Below are 15,382 nucleotides of genomic sequence, written 5' to 3'. Positions count from 1 at the left end.
TCATACCGCTAAAACTGCCAGATCAGTTCTTGGACTGGTCCACCAGCTTGTTCTTGGCGATCCACGGCATCATCGCGCGCAGTTCGGCGCCGACTTTCTCGATCGGGTGATCGGCGGTCAAACGGCGACGCGCGGTCATGCTCGGATAGTTGGTCTTCCCTTCCAGGATGAACATCTTGGCGTATTCGCCGGACTGGATGCGGTACAGCGCCTTCTTCATCGCGTCCTTGGTGGCGGAAGTCACCACTTCCGGGCCGGTCACATACTCGCCGTACTCCGCATTATTGGAGATCGAGTAGTTCATATTGGCGATGCCGCCCTCGTACATCAGGTCGACAATCAGCTTCAGCTCGTGCAAGCACTCGAAGTAGGCCATTTCCGGCGCGTAGCCGGCTTCCACCAGCGTTTCGAAACCGGCCTTGACCAGTTCCACCGCGCCACCACACAGCACGGCCTGCTCGCCAAACAGGTCGGTCTCGGTTTCCTCGCGGAAATTGGTCTCGATCACGCCGCCCTTGGTGCCGCCGTTGGCCGCCGCATAGGACAACGCCACATCGCGGGCCTTGCCGGATTTGTCCTGATAAACCGCGATCAGGGTCGGCACGCCGCCGCCCTTCAGGTATTCGGAGCGCACGGTGTGACCCGGGCCTTTCGGCGCCACCATGATCACGTCGACGTCAGCCGGCGGCACGATCTGGTTGTAATGGATATTGAAACCGTGAGCGAAGGCCAGCGCCGCGCCCTTCTTCAGGTTGGGCGCGATGTCCTTGCTGTAGACGTCCGGCTGCGACTCGTCCGGCAGCAGAATCATCACCACGTCGGCTTTCTTCACCGCCTCGGCCACTTCCTTGACCTTGTGGCCGGCCGCTTCCGCCTTCTTCCAGGAAGCGCCGTCCTTGCGCAGGCCCACCACGACGTCCACGCCGGAGTCTTTCAGGTTCTGCGCATGGGCGTGGCCCTGGGAACCGTAGCCGATGATGGCAACTTTCTTGCCCTTGATGATGGAGAGGTCAGCGTCTTTGTCGTAGAAAACTTTCATTTGCAATCCTTGATATCGTTTGTTTGGGCGGTCCGGCCTCCGGCCGGCGCCCGCCTGCTTCAGATTTTCAGAACCCGCTCACCCCGACCAATGCCGGATGCGCCGGTACGGACCGTTTCCAGGATCACTGTGCGGTCCACCGCCTCGATGAAGGCGCCGAGCTTTTCGCTCGTACCGGTCAGCTCGATGGTGTAAGTCTTTTCCGTCACGTCGATGATGCGTCCGCGGAAGATGTCGGCCATGCGCTTCATCTCCTCGCGGTCCTTGCCAGTGGCGCGGACCTTGATCAGCATCAGCTCGCGCTCGATGTGTTCGGATTCATTGAGGTCTATCACCTTGACCACCTCGATCAGCTTGTTGAGCTGCTTGGTGATCTGCTCGATGACTTCGTCGGAACCGTGAGTGACGATAGTCATGCGCGACAGCGTCGGGTCCTCGGTCGTGGACACTGTCAGCGAATCAATGTTGTAGGCACGGGCCGAAAACAGGCCCACCACGCGGGACAATGCGCCCGCTTCGTTTTCCAGAAGAATGGATAGGATATGTCGCATACCGGCTGGCCTCAACACATATTGCCGTAGTCACGGTTGTTCTCGAAAGGCACGCTCTGCACCTCGCTCATGTGCGCGGGCAGGTCCATCTGGTCCAGACCCTTGCCGTTCTGCACCATCGGGAACACGTTCTCGGACTGGTCGGTACGGAAATCCAGGAATACCAGGCGCTCCTTCAGCTTCTGGCTGAACGCCTCCTTCAATACCGGCTCCACGTCGGCGGGGTCTTCCACCTTGAAGCCGATATGACCGTAAGCCTCGGCGATTTTGACGAAGTCCGGCAGCGCGTCCATATAGGATTCGGAATAGCGCGTGCCGTAGAAGAACTGCTGCCACTGGCGCACCATGCCCAGGTAGCGGTTATTCAAGGCCACTACCTTCACCGGGGTATGGTATTGCTTGCAGGTGGACAGTTCCTGAATATTCATCTGGATCGAGCCTTCGCCGGTGATGCAGGCGACGGTGGCGTCCGGATTGGCCAGTTGCGCGCCCATCGCGGCCGGCAGGCCGAAGCCCATGGTGCCGAGGCCGCCGGAGTTCAGCCACTGTTTGGGATTGTCGAACTTGTAGTACTGCGCCGCCCACATCTGGTGCTGGCCCACATCGGAAGTGACGATAGCCTTGCCGCCGGTGATTTCGTACAGCTTCTCCACCACGAACTGCGGCTTGATCAGCTCGCTGGACGGTGTGTACAGCAAACTGTTGTGGCTGCGCCATTCTCCGATCTGCTTCCACCAGCCGGCCAGGGCTTGAGCGTCCGGCTTCTGGCCGGATTGCTTAAGGAGGTCCAGCATGTCTTTCAGCACATGCTTGACGTCGCCGACGATGGGGATGTCCGCCTTCACCCGCTTGGAGATGGAGGACGGATCCACGTCGATGTGGATGATCTTCTTGGGCTGGCTGAGGAAATGCGACGGCACGCTGATCACGCGGTCGTCAAAACGCGCGCCTATGGCCACCAACACGTCGCAGTACTGCATCGCCATATTGGCTTCATAGGTGCCGTGCATGCCCAGCATGCCGAGGAACTGCGGATCTGACCCCGGATAGGCGCCCAGGCCCATCAGGGTGTTGGTACACGGCAGACCCAGCGATTTGACCAGTTCGGTGACTTCGCCGGCGGCATTGCCCTGCACCGCGCCGCCGCCCACGTAAACAAAGGGGCGTTTGGCTTCCAACAGCAGGTTCACCGCTTTCTTGATCTGCCCCGGGTGGCCGCGAGTAGCCGGCACATAGGAGCGGATATGCACGCTTTCCGGGTATTGGAAATCCGTGCGGTGCTGAGTGATGTCCTTGGGGATGTCCACCACCACCGGGCCGGGACGGCCGCTCTTGGCGATGTAGAACGCCTTCTTGATGGTGGCGGCGATCTCGTTCACATCCTTGACCAGGAAGTTGTGCTTCACGCACGGGCGGGTAATGCCCACCATGTCCACTTCCTGAAATGCGTCCAGGCCGATGGCCGGGGACGGCACCTGGCCGGACAGCACCACCATGGGGATGGAGTCCATATAGGCGGTGGCAATGCCGGTCACGGCATTGGTCGCGCCGGGGCCGGAAGTGACCAGGGCCACGCCCACCTTGTCGCTGGAACGGGAGTAGGCGTCGGCGGCATGCACCGCCGCCTGCTCATGCCTCACCAGCACATGTTTGAATTTGTCCTGCCGGAAAATGGCATCGTAAATTTCCAGCACCGCGCCGCCGGGGTAGCCGAAAACAAACTCGACACCTTCTTCCTGCAGGCAGCGGACAACCGCTTCCGCGCCCGATATCTGCATATCGCCTCTTTGTCTTTGCGTTAGTTTCATCCCGTATCGGACGACCTTATCGTATTGCTTTGAAACCGGTCAAGTGCTTTTGTGCAGGTGCAATATGCCCCTAAGCCTCGGTAAATTCAGGAAAAAAATCAGGCTTGGCCGAATCGGCGGCGCTCTGCTACCATCTTCTGTTGGCATCTACTCAAACTCTCATCCGATGGCTAGCCGCGAGGAAATGGCCGACTTTCTGGAGTCGGCGGAGAAACGCGCTTTCAAGCAGGCGTGGTATGCGGTCCAGAATGAAGACAGCGCATTGGATATCGTGCAGGACTCGATGATGAAACTGGCGGATCGCTATCCGCACGCCCCGGCGGCGGAACTGCCGCTGATCTTCCAGCGCATCCTGCAAAACACCATCCGCGACTTCTACCGCCGCAGCAAGGCTCGCCGTTTCGTCAGCACGCTGCTGTCCTCGTTGATCCCCACCCGGGAGGAAGACGATAGCCTCGATCCGCTTGAAACGCTGGACGTCGCCGCGGACGAGGCGCACAGCAATCCCGAACAATGGTGCGCGCGCAAGGAAACCGCCGTGCTGATCGAGTCCTCGCTGCAACTGTTGCCGGCCCGTCAACGCGAGGCGTTTCTGCTGCGTTATTGGGAAGGTCTGGATGTTGCCGCCACCGCGCGCGTGATGGGCTGCTCGGAAGGCAGCGTGAAAACCCATTGCTCGCGCGCCAATCACACGCTGGCCGCCATCCTCGCGCAAAAGGGAGTGACGCTATGAAACCTTCCAATCCCCTGCCCGGCCATGTATCGCGCGTGCTGGACCACGCCAGCGCCGATCTCGACCCCGCGCTGGAACGCAGGCTGCGCCAGGCGCGCGAGCGCGCGCTGGTCCGCTTCGAGGCCAGTTCTCCAGGAGCCGTTACGCAACGCGAGCGGCTGGGCCTATGGGGGCAGCGTCACGTGCTGGCGCTCCGCCGCGGCGGCTTGGCTTTGGGCTTCGCGCTGTTGACCGGCGCCGGCATGATGCTGGCGGAAGATTTGCAGCTGGAAGAAGAAGCGGTGGACGCCGCGGTGCTGGCGCAGGATCTGCCGTTCGAAGCCCTGCTGGAGCCCCACTTCAGCCGAGGCTTGCATGAATAGCGGCCGCCGCCTCTTGCTCGCCCTGTGCCTAAGCGGACTGCTGGCGCCGGCGACCAAGGCCAGCCCGCCTGCCAACCCCCGCTGGGCGCAATTGAGCGCGGAACAGCAGCAGGTTCTGGCGCCGCTGGCCACGGAGTGGGACCGCTACGCTCCATATAAAAAACAAAACCTGCTGGCCATCGTGCCGCAATTCCAACAGTTGCCGGAGGCGCAACGCCAACGCGTGCAGCAAAAGCTGAAAGCCTGGTCCGAACTGAGCCAGCAGCAGCGGGACGAGATCCGCGCCAACTGGAAGGCGTTGCAACAGATGCCGCCCGAACAACGCCGGCAGGCCATCCAGCGCCTGCGGCAACAACATGAAGCCCAAGATGCCTCCCGCTGACGCCACCGCCCTGACCCCGCCCACACTGAAACGCAGCCTGGCCAGCTTGTTCTATGAATTGCTCCTGGTCGCCGCGCTCTTGCTCACCGTTACCGCGGTGCTGACGCCGCTGCAGATGCTGATAGGCCAAGGCACGCTGTTCAAGACTCTGCTCAAAACGGTCCTGGTCCTTGCCCTGTTTGCTTATTTCGGCTACTGCTGGGTGCGCGGCGGTCAAACCGTGGCAATGAAAACCTGGCGCATCAAACTGGTCAACGCTCATGGCGGCGGCATCGTCTGGAAACAGGCGGCGGCGCGCTACGTGATCGGCCTGGTCTTGTTCGTCGGCATGCCGGCGGTATCCTATCTCGGCTGGGCCAAGGCCTACGGCCACCAGCCGCAGGCTCTGTGGCTAGCGCTGAGCTGGTGCCTGATTCCCTTCCTGGCGAAGTTCTACGACCGCGACAAGCTATTCCTGCACGACAGGCTGGCGGGCACCCGCCAGGTCGTGCTGCCCAAGCCGCCCCACCCGGGCAAGAAGCGGCGCGGCGAACCCACGCCGAGCTGATCCCTAAATCCCGGCGGGCCGGGACAGCAAGGGCTCTGTCTCGGCAAACTCCGCCAAAACATCCAGCAAGACGCGCACCCGCACCGGAGGATAGCGCCGTTGCGGCCACACCGCGTAAACCGGTTTAGCCGGCATTTCCCAGCCGGCCAAAACCTGCCGCAAACCGCCTTCCGCCAACTGGCGATGACATAGGCTATGAGGGCAGACGGCAATGCCCATTCCAGCCTCCGCCAAGCGACGCGGCAGCAGCATATCGTTGACCCGCAGCCGCGGCGGCGGCAACTCCCAGGCCGCGCCGTCGTCCCGCCGCCGCAAATGCCAGCGCTCAAACGGCTCAGCCACCAGCAAAGCGTGACGCGCCAGATCCTCCGGCGTCCGCGGTTCGCCTTGCGTCGCCAGATAGGCGGGCGCGGCCACCAGCAGGGTGCGCACCCAACCTAGTCTCCGCTGGTTCAAACTGGAGTCCGGCTGCTCCCCCACCCTCAAAGCCATATCCGCCATGCCGCTGAGCAAATCGTCGATAGCGTTGTTCAGATGCAGTTCCAGGCGCAAGTCCGGGTAATCCTTCAGCATCCGCCGCCATACCGGCACCAGGACATCGTTGCCCAGGCTCAGCGGCGACAGCACCCGCAGCACACCCTTAACCTGATGCAGCGAGTCCGCCAGCGACGCGGCGGCCTGGCTCAGGCATTGCAGTAAGGGCCGGCATTGTTCGTAGTACTGCCCGCCTTCCGCCGTCAGCTCCATCCTCCGCGCGCTGCGGTGCAATAGACGACAGCCCAGCTCACGCTCCAGCGCCTGCAAGCGACGCGATAGGGTGGCGGTGGGCACGCCCAGCCGCCGAGCGGCGGCATTCAAGCTGCCGGCATCGACAATGCTCACGAATAACTGCAGATCATCCAGCATGATTTCATTTTTGGAATTTGAGTTCGATATTTTAAGTCTATTTACATAAATGATTCTTGCCTAGACTGGCCTTGCAGCTATCCGCTGCGATGATCTCTCTCTTGAAAGGAATTGCCATGTCTCTGCGCCTGCCCTACACCCAACTGTCTCCCGCCGCCTACCAGGGGCTGGCCAGCGTCAAGTCCAGTCTGCAACACAGCAGCCTGGGCCTACCTTTGATTGAGCTGGTTTATCTGCGCGTCTCCCAGATCAACGGCTGCGCCTTTTGCCTGAAAATGCATGCGTCGGCCCTGCGCGCCAGGGGGGAAAGCGATGAGCGCATCGACTCCCTGGCCGGCTGGCGCGTCAGCGAGCTGTACAGCGCCCGCGAGCGCGCGGCGCTGGAATGGGCGGAATCGTTGACCGACATCGCCGCCACTCAGGCTCCGGACCAGCATTACCTGCCCTTGCAGGAACACTTCAGTCCGGAGCAAGTGGCGGATCTGAGCTTCGCCATCGCCCTGATGAACGCCTTCAACCGGCTGGCGGTCAGCATGCGTCAGTAAGCGCGATTCCCGCTGGTGCGAGTGATGACTGAGGACTATTCTTTCACATGAAGATAAACTAACTTCAAGCCGTGCTAATCTCTGCGCCCGGTAGTCATCCAGTTGTCACCCACACATCAGGAACCGTCAGTGATGCAACAAGCACCAGACCAGATTGACCGTATCGTCGCCCTGTGGCGCGAGGTTCGCCCGGACTTGGACCCGTCCTCCACCGAAGTGGTCGGCCGCATTGTGCGGATGGAGTACTTCGTCACCCGCCGCGTGCTGCACGATTTGGCGCGCCACAATCTGAATGTCGGCGAGTTCGACGTGCTCGCCGCGCTGCGCCGCGGCGGCGAACCGTTCCAGCTGTCCCCCAACCAACTGCAGGGCATGGTGCTGATCTCCTCCGGCGCGCTGACCAACCGCATCAACCGGCTGGAAGAAGCCGGCTTGGTGACCCGTTCGCCGGATCCGGCCGACCGCCGCGGCGTGATCGTGACGCTAACGCCCAAGGGCTTCGAGGTGATCGAGGACGCCGTCGGCAATCATCTGTCGGCCGAGGCCGAACTGATCGAGATGCTGGATGCGGAAGAACGCGCCACGCTGGCGCGCTTGCTGAAGAAAATGCTGCAGACCCAGGAGGATTGAGATGCACGCGCCCTCCTGTAGCTTGCCGCGCTGAGCGGACAAAAAAAAACCGGCCTGGATTCCAGAGCCGGTTTTTTTACAACCGCGCTTCAGCGCACCAGTGGCGGTGCCGCGCCCGCTGCCGCCGTTTTCACCGGCAGCGGCGCCACCCAATGCCAGCGGCCTTTCCAGGCCCCCATCACCAGGTTGGGATATTCAGCCCGGCCCAGACTGCCGTTGTAACGGCCCAGCGCGCGAAACAGATTGCCGCGCTCGATATCCAGGTAGTAACGCAGAATGGTGCAGCCATAGCGCAGATTGGTGGTGAGATCGAACAGGTTGTGCTGCGCGTTTCCTATGCTGCGCACCCAGAACGGCATCACCTGCATCAGCCCGCGCGCGCCGGCGCCGGAGATCGCGTACTTGTTGAAGCCGCTTTCCACCTGGATCAGGCCCAGCACCAGTTGCGGGTCCAGGCCGGCCCGGGTGGCCTCGTAATGGATGGCAGTGAGCAGGCGCTCCCGCGTCCATTTATCCGGAATCCGCTTGGCCAGCCGGCTGGACATTTCACCCAGCCAGGCGTCGGCTTCGCGCTGGTCGTCGAACACCAGCCGCGGCGCGTTGGCGTCGGACACCGAACGGCGCATGGTGGAAGCGACGTTGGCGGCCAATGCCTCTTCCTTCTGCGCGCCGGCCCACGCCGGCATCGCTGCCAGCGCGGCCAACAATACGACGATGCCGGATCGGATCATAAGACGGTCACAGCCCCAGTTTGGCTAGCACTTGTTCCAGCATAGCATCCGCGGCCAGGGCGCTGGCCTCCGTGTCGCGACGGTGCTGGTACTCGACCTTGCCTTCCTTCAGGCCGCGGTCGCCAATGGTGACGCGATGCGGCGCGCCGATCAGCTCCCAATCGGCGAACATCGCGCCCGGACGTTCGCCGCGGTCGTCCAGAATCACGTCCACGCCCTTGGCCAGCAGGCCTTGGTACAAAGCGTCGGCGGCGGCCTTCACCTCGGCGGAGCGGTCATAGCCCACCGGGCAGATCACCACGGTGAACGGCGCGATGGCGTCCGGCCAGATCATGCCCTTGTCGTCGAAGTTCTGCTCGATGGCCGCGCCCAGGATGCGGGTGACGCCGATGCCGTAGCAGCCCATTTCGAACGGCTTGGGTTTGCCGTCCTCGTCCAGGAAGGTGGCGTTCATCGCTTCCGAATACTTGGTGCCCAAATAGAAGACATGGCCCACTTCGATGCCGCGCTGGATCGCCAGCTCGCCCTTGCCGTCCGGCGAGGCGTCGCCGGCCACCACATTGCGGATATCCATCACTTCCGGCTCCGCGCAATCGCGGCCGAAGTTGACGCCGATATAGTGCTGGTCGTCCTCGTTGGCGCCGGTAATCATGTCGGCCATCTTGGCGACGGTGCGGTCGGCTATGACGCGGCCCTTGAAGCCCACCGGACCCAGCGAACCCGGATTGGCGCCGAAGGCGGCCTTGATCGCGCCGGGGGCGGCGAAGGTCAGCGGCGCCTTGATGCCGGCGATTTTCTCGGCCTTGACCTCGTTCAGCTCATGATCGCCGCGCACCAGCAGCAGCACAGGCTGATCGTCGTCGCCGTCCACCACAACCGCTTTGACGGTTTGCTTGATGTCGACCTTCAGGAAGTCCACCAAGTCGGCGATGGTCTTGACCTTGGGCGTATGCACCTTGGTCATGGCCGCGCCGGCGGCCGCGCGCTCGCCGGCCGGCGCCACGGCTTCGGCCAGTTCGATGTTGGCGGCGTAGTCGGAGTCCGGACAATAGACGATGGCGTCCTCGCCGGTGTCGGCGATCACCTGGAATTCATGCGAACGGTCGCCGCCGATCGCGCCGGTGTCGGCGGCAACGGCGCGGTAGCTCAGGCCCAAGCGGTCGAAGATGCGGCAGTAAGCGGCATACATATTGTCGTAGCTGACGCCGGCGGCTTCCGCGCTGCGATCGAAGGAGTAAGCGTCCTTCATGGTGAACTCGCGGCCGCGCATCACGCCGAAGCGCGGGCGGCGCTCGTCGCGGAACTTGGTTTGGATCTGGAAGAAATTCTTGGGCAGCGCGCGGTAGCTGCGCAGCTCGTTGCGGGCGATGTCGGTGATCAACTCCTCCGCGGTGGGCTGCAAGGCGAAGTCGCGCTCGTGACGGTCCTTGAAGCGCAGCAGCTCCTCGCCCATTTTGTCCCAGCGGCCGGTTTCCTGCCACAAGCCGGCCGGCTGCACCACCGGCAGGCTGACTTCAATCGCGCCCGCGCGGTTCATCTCTTCGCGCACGATGTTTTCCACCTTGCGCACGCTGCGCAGGCCCATCGGCATCCAGGAGTAAATGCCGGCGGCCACTTTGCGGATGAAGCCGGCGCGCATCATCAGCTTCTGGCTGGCGATGTCCGCGTCGGCGGGGGCTTCCTTCAGGGTGGAAATGAAAAACTGCGATGCGCGCATGATGCGTCCTTGGTAATACGGTGTAATGAGGGCTTGATTGTAGCGTTTGCCGCGCCTCGCGGCCAAGCCTTGCGCCGGCATCGCCGTTTTGCGCTATAAAGATGCGTGCCCCGCCACCCGTCGGCTACTCCAGATGCGGCCGCCGCGCAAGCGGACAGCCCGGATTCTGTCGTTTTACGAGAACACATCTCGGCTCTTGCGCGGCCTTTGCTTGGCTTACCCTGACCTCTGGAGTAATCTGCGCGCTCAAGAACCATCGATATTGCTGTGCAGCAATATACGGTGACGAACAATTCCATTGGATGCATATGCAGGATCACAACAAACAGGCCATGGCAGGCCTGACCCTGGCCGCCTTGGGCGTGGTATACGGCGACATCGGCACCAGCCCGCTGTATACCCTGCGCGAATGCTTCACCGGCCAGGGCATCCCCACCACGCCTGAAAACATCTTCGGCATTTTGTCGCTGATCTTCTGGTCGCTGATTTTCGTGGTTTCCATCAAATACGTGGCTTTCGTGCTTCGCGCCGACAACCGCGGCGAAGGCGGCATCATGGCGCTGATGGCGCTGGCCCGCCATTACACCACCCACGCCGCGCGTTGGAAGATCGTTCTGCTGGGCTTGTTCGGCGCGGCGCTGTTCTACGGCGACGCCATCATCACCCCGGCGGTGTCGGTCTTGTCCGCGGCGGAAGGCATGGAGCTGATTTCGCCGGCGATGGAAAGCTATGTGCTGCCGATGGCCATCGGCGTGCTGACCGGCCTCTTCCTGCTTCAGCGCTTCGGCACCGCCAGCGTCGGCCTGCTGTTCGGCCCCATCATGCTGATCTGGTTTTCCGTTCTGGGCCTGCTGGGCCTGCATCAGATCGTGCAAGCTCCGCAGGTGCTGCAGGCGCTCAATCCCTATCACGCGCTGCACTTCATCGGCCACAACGGCTGGGGCTCCTTCCTGACCCTGGGCTCGGTGGTGCTGGCGCTGACCGGCGCCGAGGCGCTATACGCCGACATGGGCCATTTCGGCAGCTCGCCGATCCGCCGCGCCTGGTTCAGCCTGGTGCTGCCTGGCCTGGCGCTGAATTATTTCGGCCAGGGCGCGCTGCTAATGCAAAACCCGGCCGCCATCAAAAACCCCTTCTTCCTGCTGGCGCCGGATTGGGCGCTGCTGCCCTTGATCGTCATGGCGACGCTGGCCACGGTGATCGCGTCGCAAGCGGTGATTTCCGGCGCCTACTCGCTGACCCGCCAAGCCATCCAGCTGGGCTACTGCCCGCGGCTGGAGGTGCAACATACCTCGGAAAAAGAGATCGGCCAGATCTACATGCCCTTCATCAACTGGGCTTTGCTGATCGCGGTGATGGTGGTGGTGCTGACCTTCAAGACCTCGTCCAGCCTGGCCGCCGCCTACGGCATCGCCGTCACCGGCACCATGCTGATCACCACTTGCCTGTTCTTCGTGGTGGCCAGGGTCAACTGGCGCTGGCCCCTGCCGCTGGCGCTGGGCGTTACCCTGATGTTCGCCACCATAGATCTGGGCTTCTTTAGCGCCAACATCCACAAAGTGGCCGACGGCGGCTGGTTGCCGCTGGTGCTGGGCATGGTGATCTTCACGCTGATGAGCACCTGGAAGCAGGGCCGCGAGCTGCTGTTCACCCGCCTGCGCGACCAGGCGCTGCCGCTGGACAGCTTCATCGAAAATCTGGAAGCCTACCCGCCGACGCGGGTGCAGGGCACCGCGGTGTTCCTGACCAGCACCCTGCACGGCGTGCCGCACGCGCTGCTGCACAACCTCAAGCACAACAAGGTGCTGCATGAGCGAGTGGTGTTGATGACGGTGCGCACCGAGGACGTGCCCTATGTAGCGGCGGAGGAACGGCTGGAAATCGTGCAGATGTCGGCCTCGTTCTGGCGCGTGGTGGCTCGCTACGGCTTCAAGGAAGATCCAAACGTACTGCAGGTGCTGGAAGATTGCACTGCCCAGGGTCTGGCTTTCGAGCTGATGGACACCTCCTTCTTCCTGTCGCGCGAGACCATCGTGTCCACCGAGCGTCCGGGCATGTCGCGCCTGCGCGAAAAGCTGTTTGTGTGGATGAGCAAGAACGCGATGCGCGCCACCGACTTCTTCCAGGTGCCCACCAACCGGGTGGTGGAGTTGGGCGCGCAAGTCGAGCTCTAGCTCGCCAGACTTTGAACAGACGCGAAGCCTCCTCGCCTCGCTCTCAAGCCGGACCGGCCTTGCCCGTCCGGCTTTTTCGCGGCTGGCTTGACTCTAACGCGACAGACCGCTGTCGGCCTCCGCCCTCGCCCAATCGAAAAACGGTCCGGGATCCGTCTTGCGCCCCGGCGCGATGTGCTCGTGACCGATGATGGCGCTAAGCGGCAGCCTGCGCCTCAATTCCAGCGCCAAGGCTTGCAGCGTCTGGTATTGCGCCTCGCTGAACGGCTCGAAATCGCAGCCTTCCAGCTCCACTCCAATGGAAAAATCGTTGCAGCGTTCACGCCCTCGCCAATTGGACACGCCGGCATGCCAAGCGCGCCGCGTCACAGGCACAAACTGCTGCAGCTCGCCGGAACGGCGGATGAAGAAATGGGAAGACACGCGCAAATGCTGGATTTCGGCGTAGAACGGGTGCTCGTCCGGATTCAGCCTATTCTGGAACAACTGCTCCACGCCCAACCCGCCGTAGCGATACGGAGGGAGGCTGATGTTGTGGATCACCAGCAGTTCCGGCGCCATGTCCTCGCCGCGTTCGTCGTGATTGGGCGACGGTATCCAGCGCGCGCCGTCCAGCCAGCCGTCCTCCAATAGCTGGAAAGCCGGCGGCGGGGCCGGCTGATAATTCAGACGCCACAGCATCAAGCCGTCCGGCGTGGACCAGCGCTGCTCGGCGACGAAGCCGGCCTTGCGATACAAAGATAACGCGGCGATATTGACCTCGGCGGTATCGACGCTGACCTCTCTCTCGCCCACCAGCGCCCGGTTCAGCAAGCGGTAGCCCCAGCCGGCACGCAACTGTTGCGGATCCACCACGACTCTTTCGATATGCAGCCCGCCATCCTCGCGGCGCGAGGCCACCAGCACCCCGCGCAGGCTCTCGCCCTCGAACGCGCCCCAAACCGCGTCGGCGCAGGCCTGCGCAGCGGCAAGGTCGGTCCACATCACCGGCAGATGCGGATAAGACAGCCATTCCGCCTCCAAACGGTGGGCGGCCAACTGCAGGCTCAAGGCGCGAGCGGCCAACGCCGCGTCGCTCAAATCCAGGCGTTTCACTTCAAACGGGGCTTGCATCCAACCTCCTGCGGCGCTGCGCTGGCGCGCGCAACATTCTAGTCATCGGAACAGTCCAATATCTCTCTTGTTTTCTGCCCGGCAGCGGGGTATCAAGAACAACCGGGGCAACCAAACCTCGGCATTCTACCGCTCCCGCGGAGCCGCCGGCGCGCGTTGCCTTGAGCCGGATCATGGCCGCCGCCCGCGCCATGCCGCAGAATGCAGCCCGTCACCCACTACAGGAGAACGCCGATGCTGACCCTGGACACCTTGAGCAGCGCCGCCGCGCCCAGCTTCGAGCAGCCGCTGGAAATGCTGCAGGCCTGCCACGACAAGATTCGCCGCTTCTGCGACCAACTGGATCAACTGCCTTCTTACATTGAGCAACACGGCGTCGACGAGGCCGCGCGCAACACGATAGACGGCTTGGTCCGCTACTTCGATCTGGCCGGCCCCGCTCATCACAGCGACGAGGAGGACGAATTGTTCCCGCTGATTCTGGAGCGGGTGCCCACCGCCGCCTCCCGGCTGGAGCAACTGAGCGCAGAACACGGCTATCTGCATTCCTGCTGGAACGCCATTCGCGACGATCTTCTGGCGCTGCGCGACGGCAAGATTCACAGCATCAGCCGCAACGAGTTGGAGGAGTTCGCTCGCCAGTACCGCGAACACGCCGCCGCCGAGGAAAGCTGGCTGTTTCCCACCGCCGCCTCCGCCATCAGCGCCGAGGAGATGAGCGCCGCCGGACAGCGCATGGCGGCGCGCCGGATGCAGCAAGCCGCCTGAACGGCTGCCGCCGCCCGGCCGCAAACGCAAAAAAAAGGCTGACCAGCACGGTCAGCCTTTTTATCTTTGCGCACTCAGAACCTGTTTACGATCTCGCGAGCAAGAGCGAGACAAGGCGAAAACGGCTGAAAAAGCGGAGTGTACACACGGTACATGAGCATTTTGAAGCCGCTTTCAACGCTGTATCGCCGACGCGCAGCAGATCGTAATCCGGTTCTCAGAGCCTGTTTACGATCTCAGGCGGTCAGCTTCAGCAACTGCTCGAACGCGTCCTCGAACAGCTTCAAGCCATCCTGCTGCAGCTTCTCGCCGGCGGCGGCCAGATCCACGCCAGCAGCGCCCACCGCGTGCAACAGGGTCTGCGCCTCGTCCATGCCTTCCGGCAACGTCAACGCCGCCTGGCCGTGGTCGCGGAAGGCCGCCAGCGTGCCGTCCGGCACGGTGTTGACGGTTTCATCGCCAATCAGGCTCTCCACGTAAAGCACGTCTGAGTAGGCGGCGTTCTTGGTGCCTGTGGACGCCCACAGCAGGTATTGCGGACGGGCGCCGGCGGCTTTCAACGCGGCGAACTCGGCGCCGTGGAAGCGCTCGAGATAGCGAGCGTAAGCAGCCTTGGACAGCGCGATGGCCACTTTGCCCTTGTGGGCCTCCGCCACTTGCGGGTCCAGCAGGCTGTCGACGCGGGACAGGAAGAAGCTGGCCACCGCCTTGACGCCGGACACGTCCTTGCCGTCGGCGTGACGGGCGGACAAGCCGGCGATGTAGGCGTCCCACACCGCTTCCACTTGCGGCAACGAGAACAGCAGGGTGATGTTGACGTTGACTCCTTCGCGGGTCAGCGCCTGAAAGGCGCGGATGCCGGCGGCGGTGGCCGGAATCTTGATCATGGCGTTGGGCCGGGCGATTTCCGCCCACAAGCGCCGCGCCGCGGCGAGAGTCCCGGCCTCGTCGTTGGACAACTCCGGCGACACTTCCAGGCTGACATAGCCGTCGTTGCCCTGGCTGGCGTCGTATTGGCCGCGCAGCAAGTCGCAGGCGGCCTGGATGTCCGGCACCACCAGCGCTTCGTAGCGCGCCTCGGCGGATAGGCCGGCGTCCGCCTTCAGGCGGGCCAGATCGGCCTGATAGCTGGCGTCGCCGCTGATCGCCTTGTAGAAGATCGCCGGATTGGACGTCACGCCGGCGATGCCGTCGTCGGCCAGCAGGCGCGCCAGTTCGCCGGAGGCGATCAATTCGCGGGACAAATTGTCCAGCCAGACGCGCTGGCCGAACGGACGGATGGATTGCAGTCGATTCATGGTGGAACGATCCAGAATAAAGTCGGGACGGGCCCGGCATCGCCGAGCCGGCCGGTGGCCGCCGCGCCATAGAGCCTG

At 63.0% G+C, this 15,382-nt stretch carries 16 protein-coding genes and 1 pseudogene; 8 read left to right on the top strand and 9 right to left on the bottom strand.

The window, feature by feature from the left end; translation table 11 throughout:
- Window positions 1-22 precede the first annotated feature (22 nt).
- From ilvC to ilvB, 3 genes are read right to left on the bottom strand one after another with little or no spacing between them, the layout of a single operon-like run.
- Window positions 23-1,039 (bottom strand): ketol-acid reductoisomerase, encoded by a 1,017-nt coding sequence (gene ilvC, locus ACUXV1_RS02815; protein WP_043589528.1) that lies wholly within the window; start codon window positions 1,037-1,039, stop codon window positions 23-25.
- A 59-nt stretch (window positions 1,040-1,098) separates the two neighbouring features.
- Entirely contained in the window at window positions 1,099-1,590 is a 492-nt protein-coding gene (ilvN, locus tag ACUXV1_RS02810; RefSeq protein WP_019101853.1) for an acetolactate synthase small subunit, read from the bottom strand.
- Window positions 1,591-1,601: 11 nt separating this feature from the next.
- On the bottom strand, window positions 1,602-3,368 hold the full coding sequence (gene ilvB / locus ACUXV1_RS02805; protein ID WP_043636832.1) for a biosynthetic-type acetolactate synthase large subunit: 1,767 nt from the start codon (window positions 3,366-3,368) through the stop codon (window positions 1,602-1,604).
- Window positions 3,369-3,564: 196 nt separating this feature from the next.
- Here ilvB and ACUXV1_RS02800 point away from each other — a divergent pair, with 196 nt between their 5' ends.
- From ACUXV1_RS02800 to ACUXV1_RS02785, 4 genes are read left to right on the top strand one after another with little or no spacing between them, the layout of a single operon-like run.
- Window positions 3,565-4,131, top strand: a complete 567-nt coding sequence (locus ACUXV1_RS02800) for an RNA polymerase sigma factor (protein WP_019102164.1) — start codon at window positions 3,565-3,567, stop codon at window positions 4,129-4,131.
- A complete protein-coding gene (locus ACUXV1_RS02795; RefSeq protein ID WP_043589523.1) occupies window positions 4,128-4,493 on the top strand; it encodes a DUF3619 family protein in 366 nt (121 codons plus the stop codon). Before ACUXV1_RS02800 ends, ACUXV1_RS02795 begins: the two co-directional genes overlap by 4 nt.
- On the top strand, window positions 4,486-4,875 hold the full coding sequence (locus ACUXV1_RS02790) for a DUF3106 domain-containing protein (protein WP_043589520.1): 390 nt from the start codon (window positions 4,486-4,488) through the stop codon (window positions 4,873-4,875). Before ACUXV1_RS02795 ends, ACUXV1_RS02790 begins: the two co-directional genes overlap by 8 nt.
- Entirely contained in the window at window positions 4,862-5,422 is a 561-nt protein-coding gene (locus tag ACUXV1_RS02785) for an RDD family protein (protein ID WP_081544922.1), read from the top strand. Before ACUXV1_RS02790 ends, ACUXV1_RS02785 begins: the two co-directional genes overlap by 14 nt.
- Window positions 5,423-5,425: 3 nt before the next feature.
- On the opposite strand, the gene ACUXV1_RS02780 is transcribed toward ACUXV1_RS02785, so the two are convergent.
- Window positions 5,426-6,328: a LysR family transcriptional regulator gene (locus ACUXV1_RS02780; protein WP_446014709.1), complete on the bottom strand. Its 903-nt coding sequence runs from the start codon at window positions 6,326-6,328 to the stop codon at window positions 5,426-5,428.
- A gap of 116 nt (window positions 6,329-6,444) precedes the next feature.
- On the opposite strand from ACUXV1_RS02780, the gene ACUXV1_RS02775 reads away from it, so the two are divergent.
- Both ACUXV1_RS02775 and ACUXV1_RS02770 read left to right on the top strand, forming a co-directional pair.
- On the top strand, window positions 6,445-6,873 hold the full coding sequence (locus ACUXV1_RS02775; RefSeq protein ID WP_081554426.1) for a carboxymuconolactone decarboxylase family protein: 429 nt from the start codon (window positions 6,445-6,447) through the stop codon (window positions 6,871-6,873).
- Between the two features lie 132 nt (window positions 6,874-7,005).
- Entirely contained in the window at window positions 7,006-7,503 is a 498-nt protein-coding gene (locus ACUXV1_RS02770) for a MarR family winged helix-turn-helix transcriptional regulator (RefSeq protein ID WP_043589515.1), read from the top strand.
- 89 nt (window positions 7,504-7,592) lie between these two features.
- Here the strand turns inward: ACUXV1_RS02770 and ACUXV1_RS02765 are convergent, their stop codons facing one another.
- Window positions 7,593-8,234 (bottom strand): lytic transglycosylase domain-containing protein, encoded by a 642-nt coding sequence (locus ACUXV1_RS02765; RefSeq protein ID WP_043589513.1) that lies wholly within the window; start codon window positions 8,232-8,234, stop codon window positions 7,593-7,595.
- Window positions 8,235-8,241: 7 nt separating this feature from the next.
- Window positions 8,242-9,951, bottom strand: coding sequence for a proline--tRNA ligase (locus ACUXV1_RS02760; RefSeq protein ID WP_081544987.1), 1,710 nt, complete (start codon window positions 9,949-9,951; stop codon window positions 8,242-8,244).
- A 308-nt stretch (window positions 9,952-10,259) separates the two neighbouring features.
- Between ACUXV1_RS02760 and kup the strand changes: the two genes are divergently transcribed.
- On the top strand, window positions 10,260-12,125 hold the full coding sequence (gene kup / locus ACUXV1_RS02755) for a low affinity potassium transporter Kup (protein ID WP_043589962.1): 1,866 nt from the start codon (window positions 10,260-10,262) through the stop codon (window positions 12,123-12,125).
- Window positions 12,126-12,218: 93 nt separating this feature from the next.
- Here kup and ampD read toward each other — a convergent pair whose 3' ends face one another.
- Entirely contained in the window at window positions 12,219-12,806 is a 588-nt protein-coding gene (gene ampD, locus ACUXV1_RS02750) for a 1,6-anhydro-N-acetylmuramyl-L-alanine amidase AmpD (RefSeq protein ID WP_249604928.1), read from the bottom strand.
- A 15-nt stretch (window positions 12,807-12,821) separates the two neighbouring features.
- Window positions 12,822-13,109, bottom strand: a pseudogene (locus ACUXV1_RS02745) (GNAT family N-acetyltransferase); the annotation flags it as partial.
- Window positions 13,110-13,472: 363 nt separating this feature from the next.
- Here ACUXV1_RS02745 and ACUXV1_RS02740 point away from each other — a divergent pair.
- Complete coding sequence (locus ACUXV1_RS02740) at window positions 13,473-14,006, top strand: hemerythrin domain-containing protein (RefSeq protein WP_043636814.1); 534 nt, start codon at window positions 13,473-13,475, stop codon at window positions 14,004-14,006.
- Window positions 14,007-14,242: 236 nt separating this feature from the next.
- Here ACUXV1_RS02740 and tal read toward each other — a convergent pair whose 3' ends face one another.
- Window positions 14,243-15,304: a transaldolase gene (gene tal, locus ACUXV1_RS02735; protein WP_043636812.1), complete on the bottom strand. Its 1,062-nt coding sequence runs from the start codon at window positions 15,302-15,304 to the stop codon at window positions 14,243-14,245.
- Window positions 15,305-15,382: the final 78 nt, after the last annotated feature.

This window comes from Chromobacterium sp. W521 (assembly GCF_052805975.1).
Note: the sequence above shows the minus strand (reverse complement) of the source record. Positions and strands in the feature narration are given on the sequence as shown.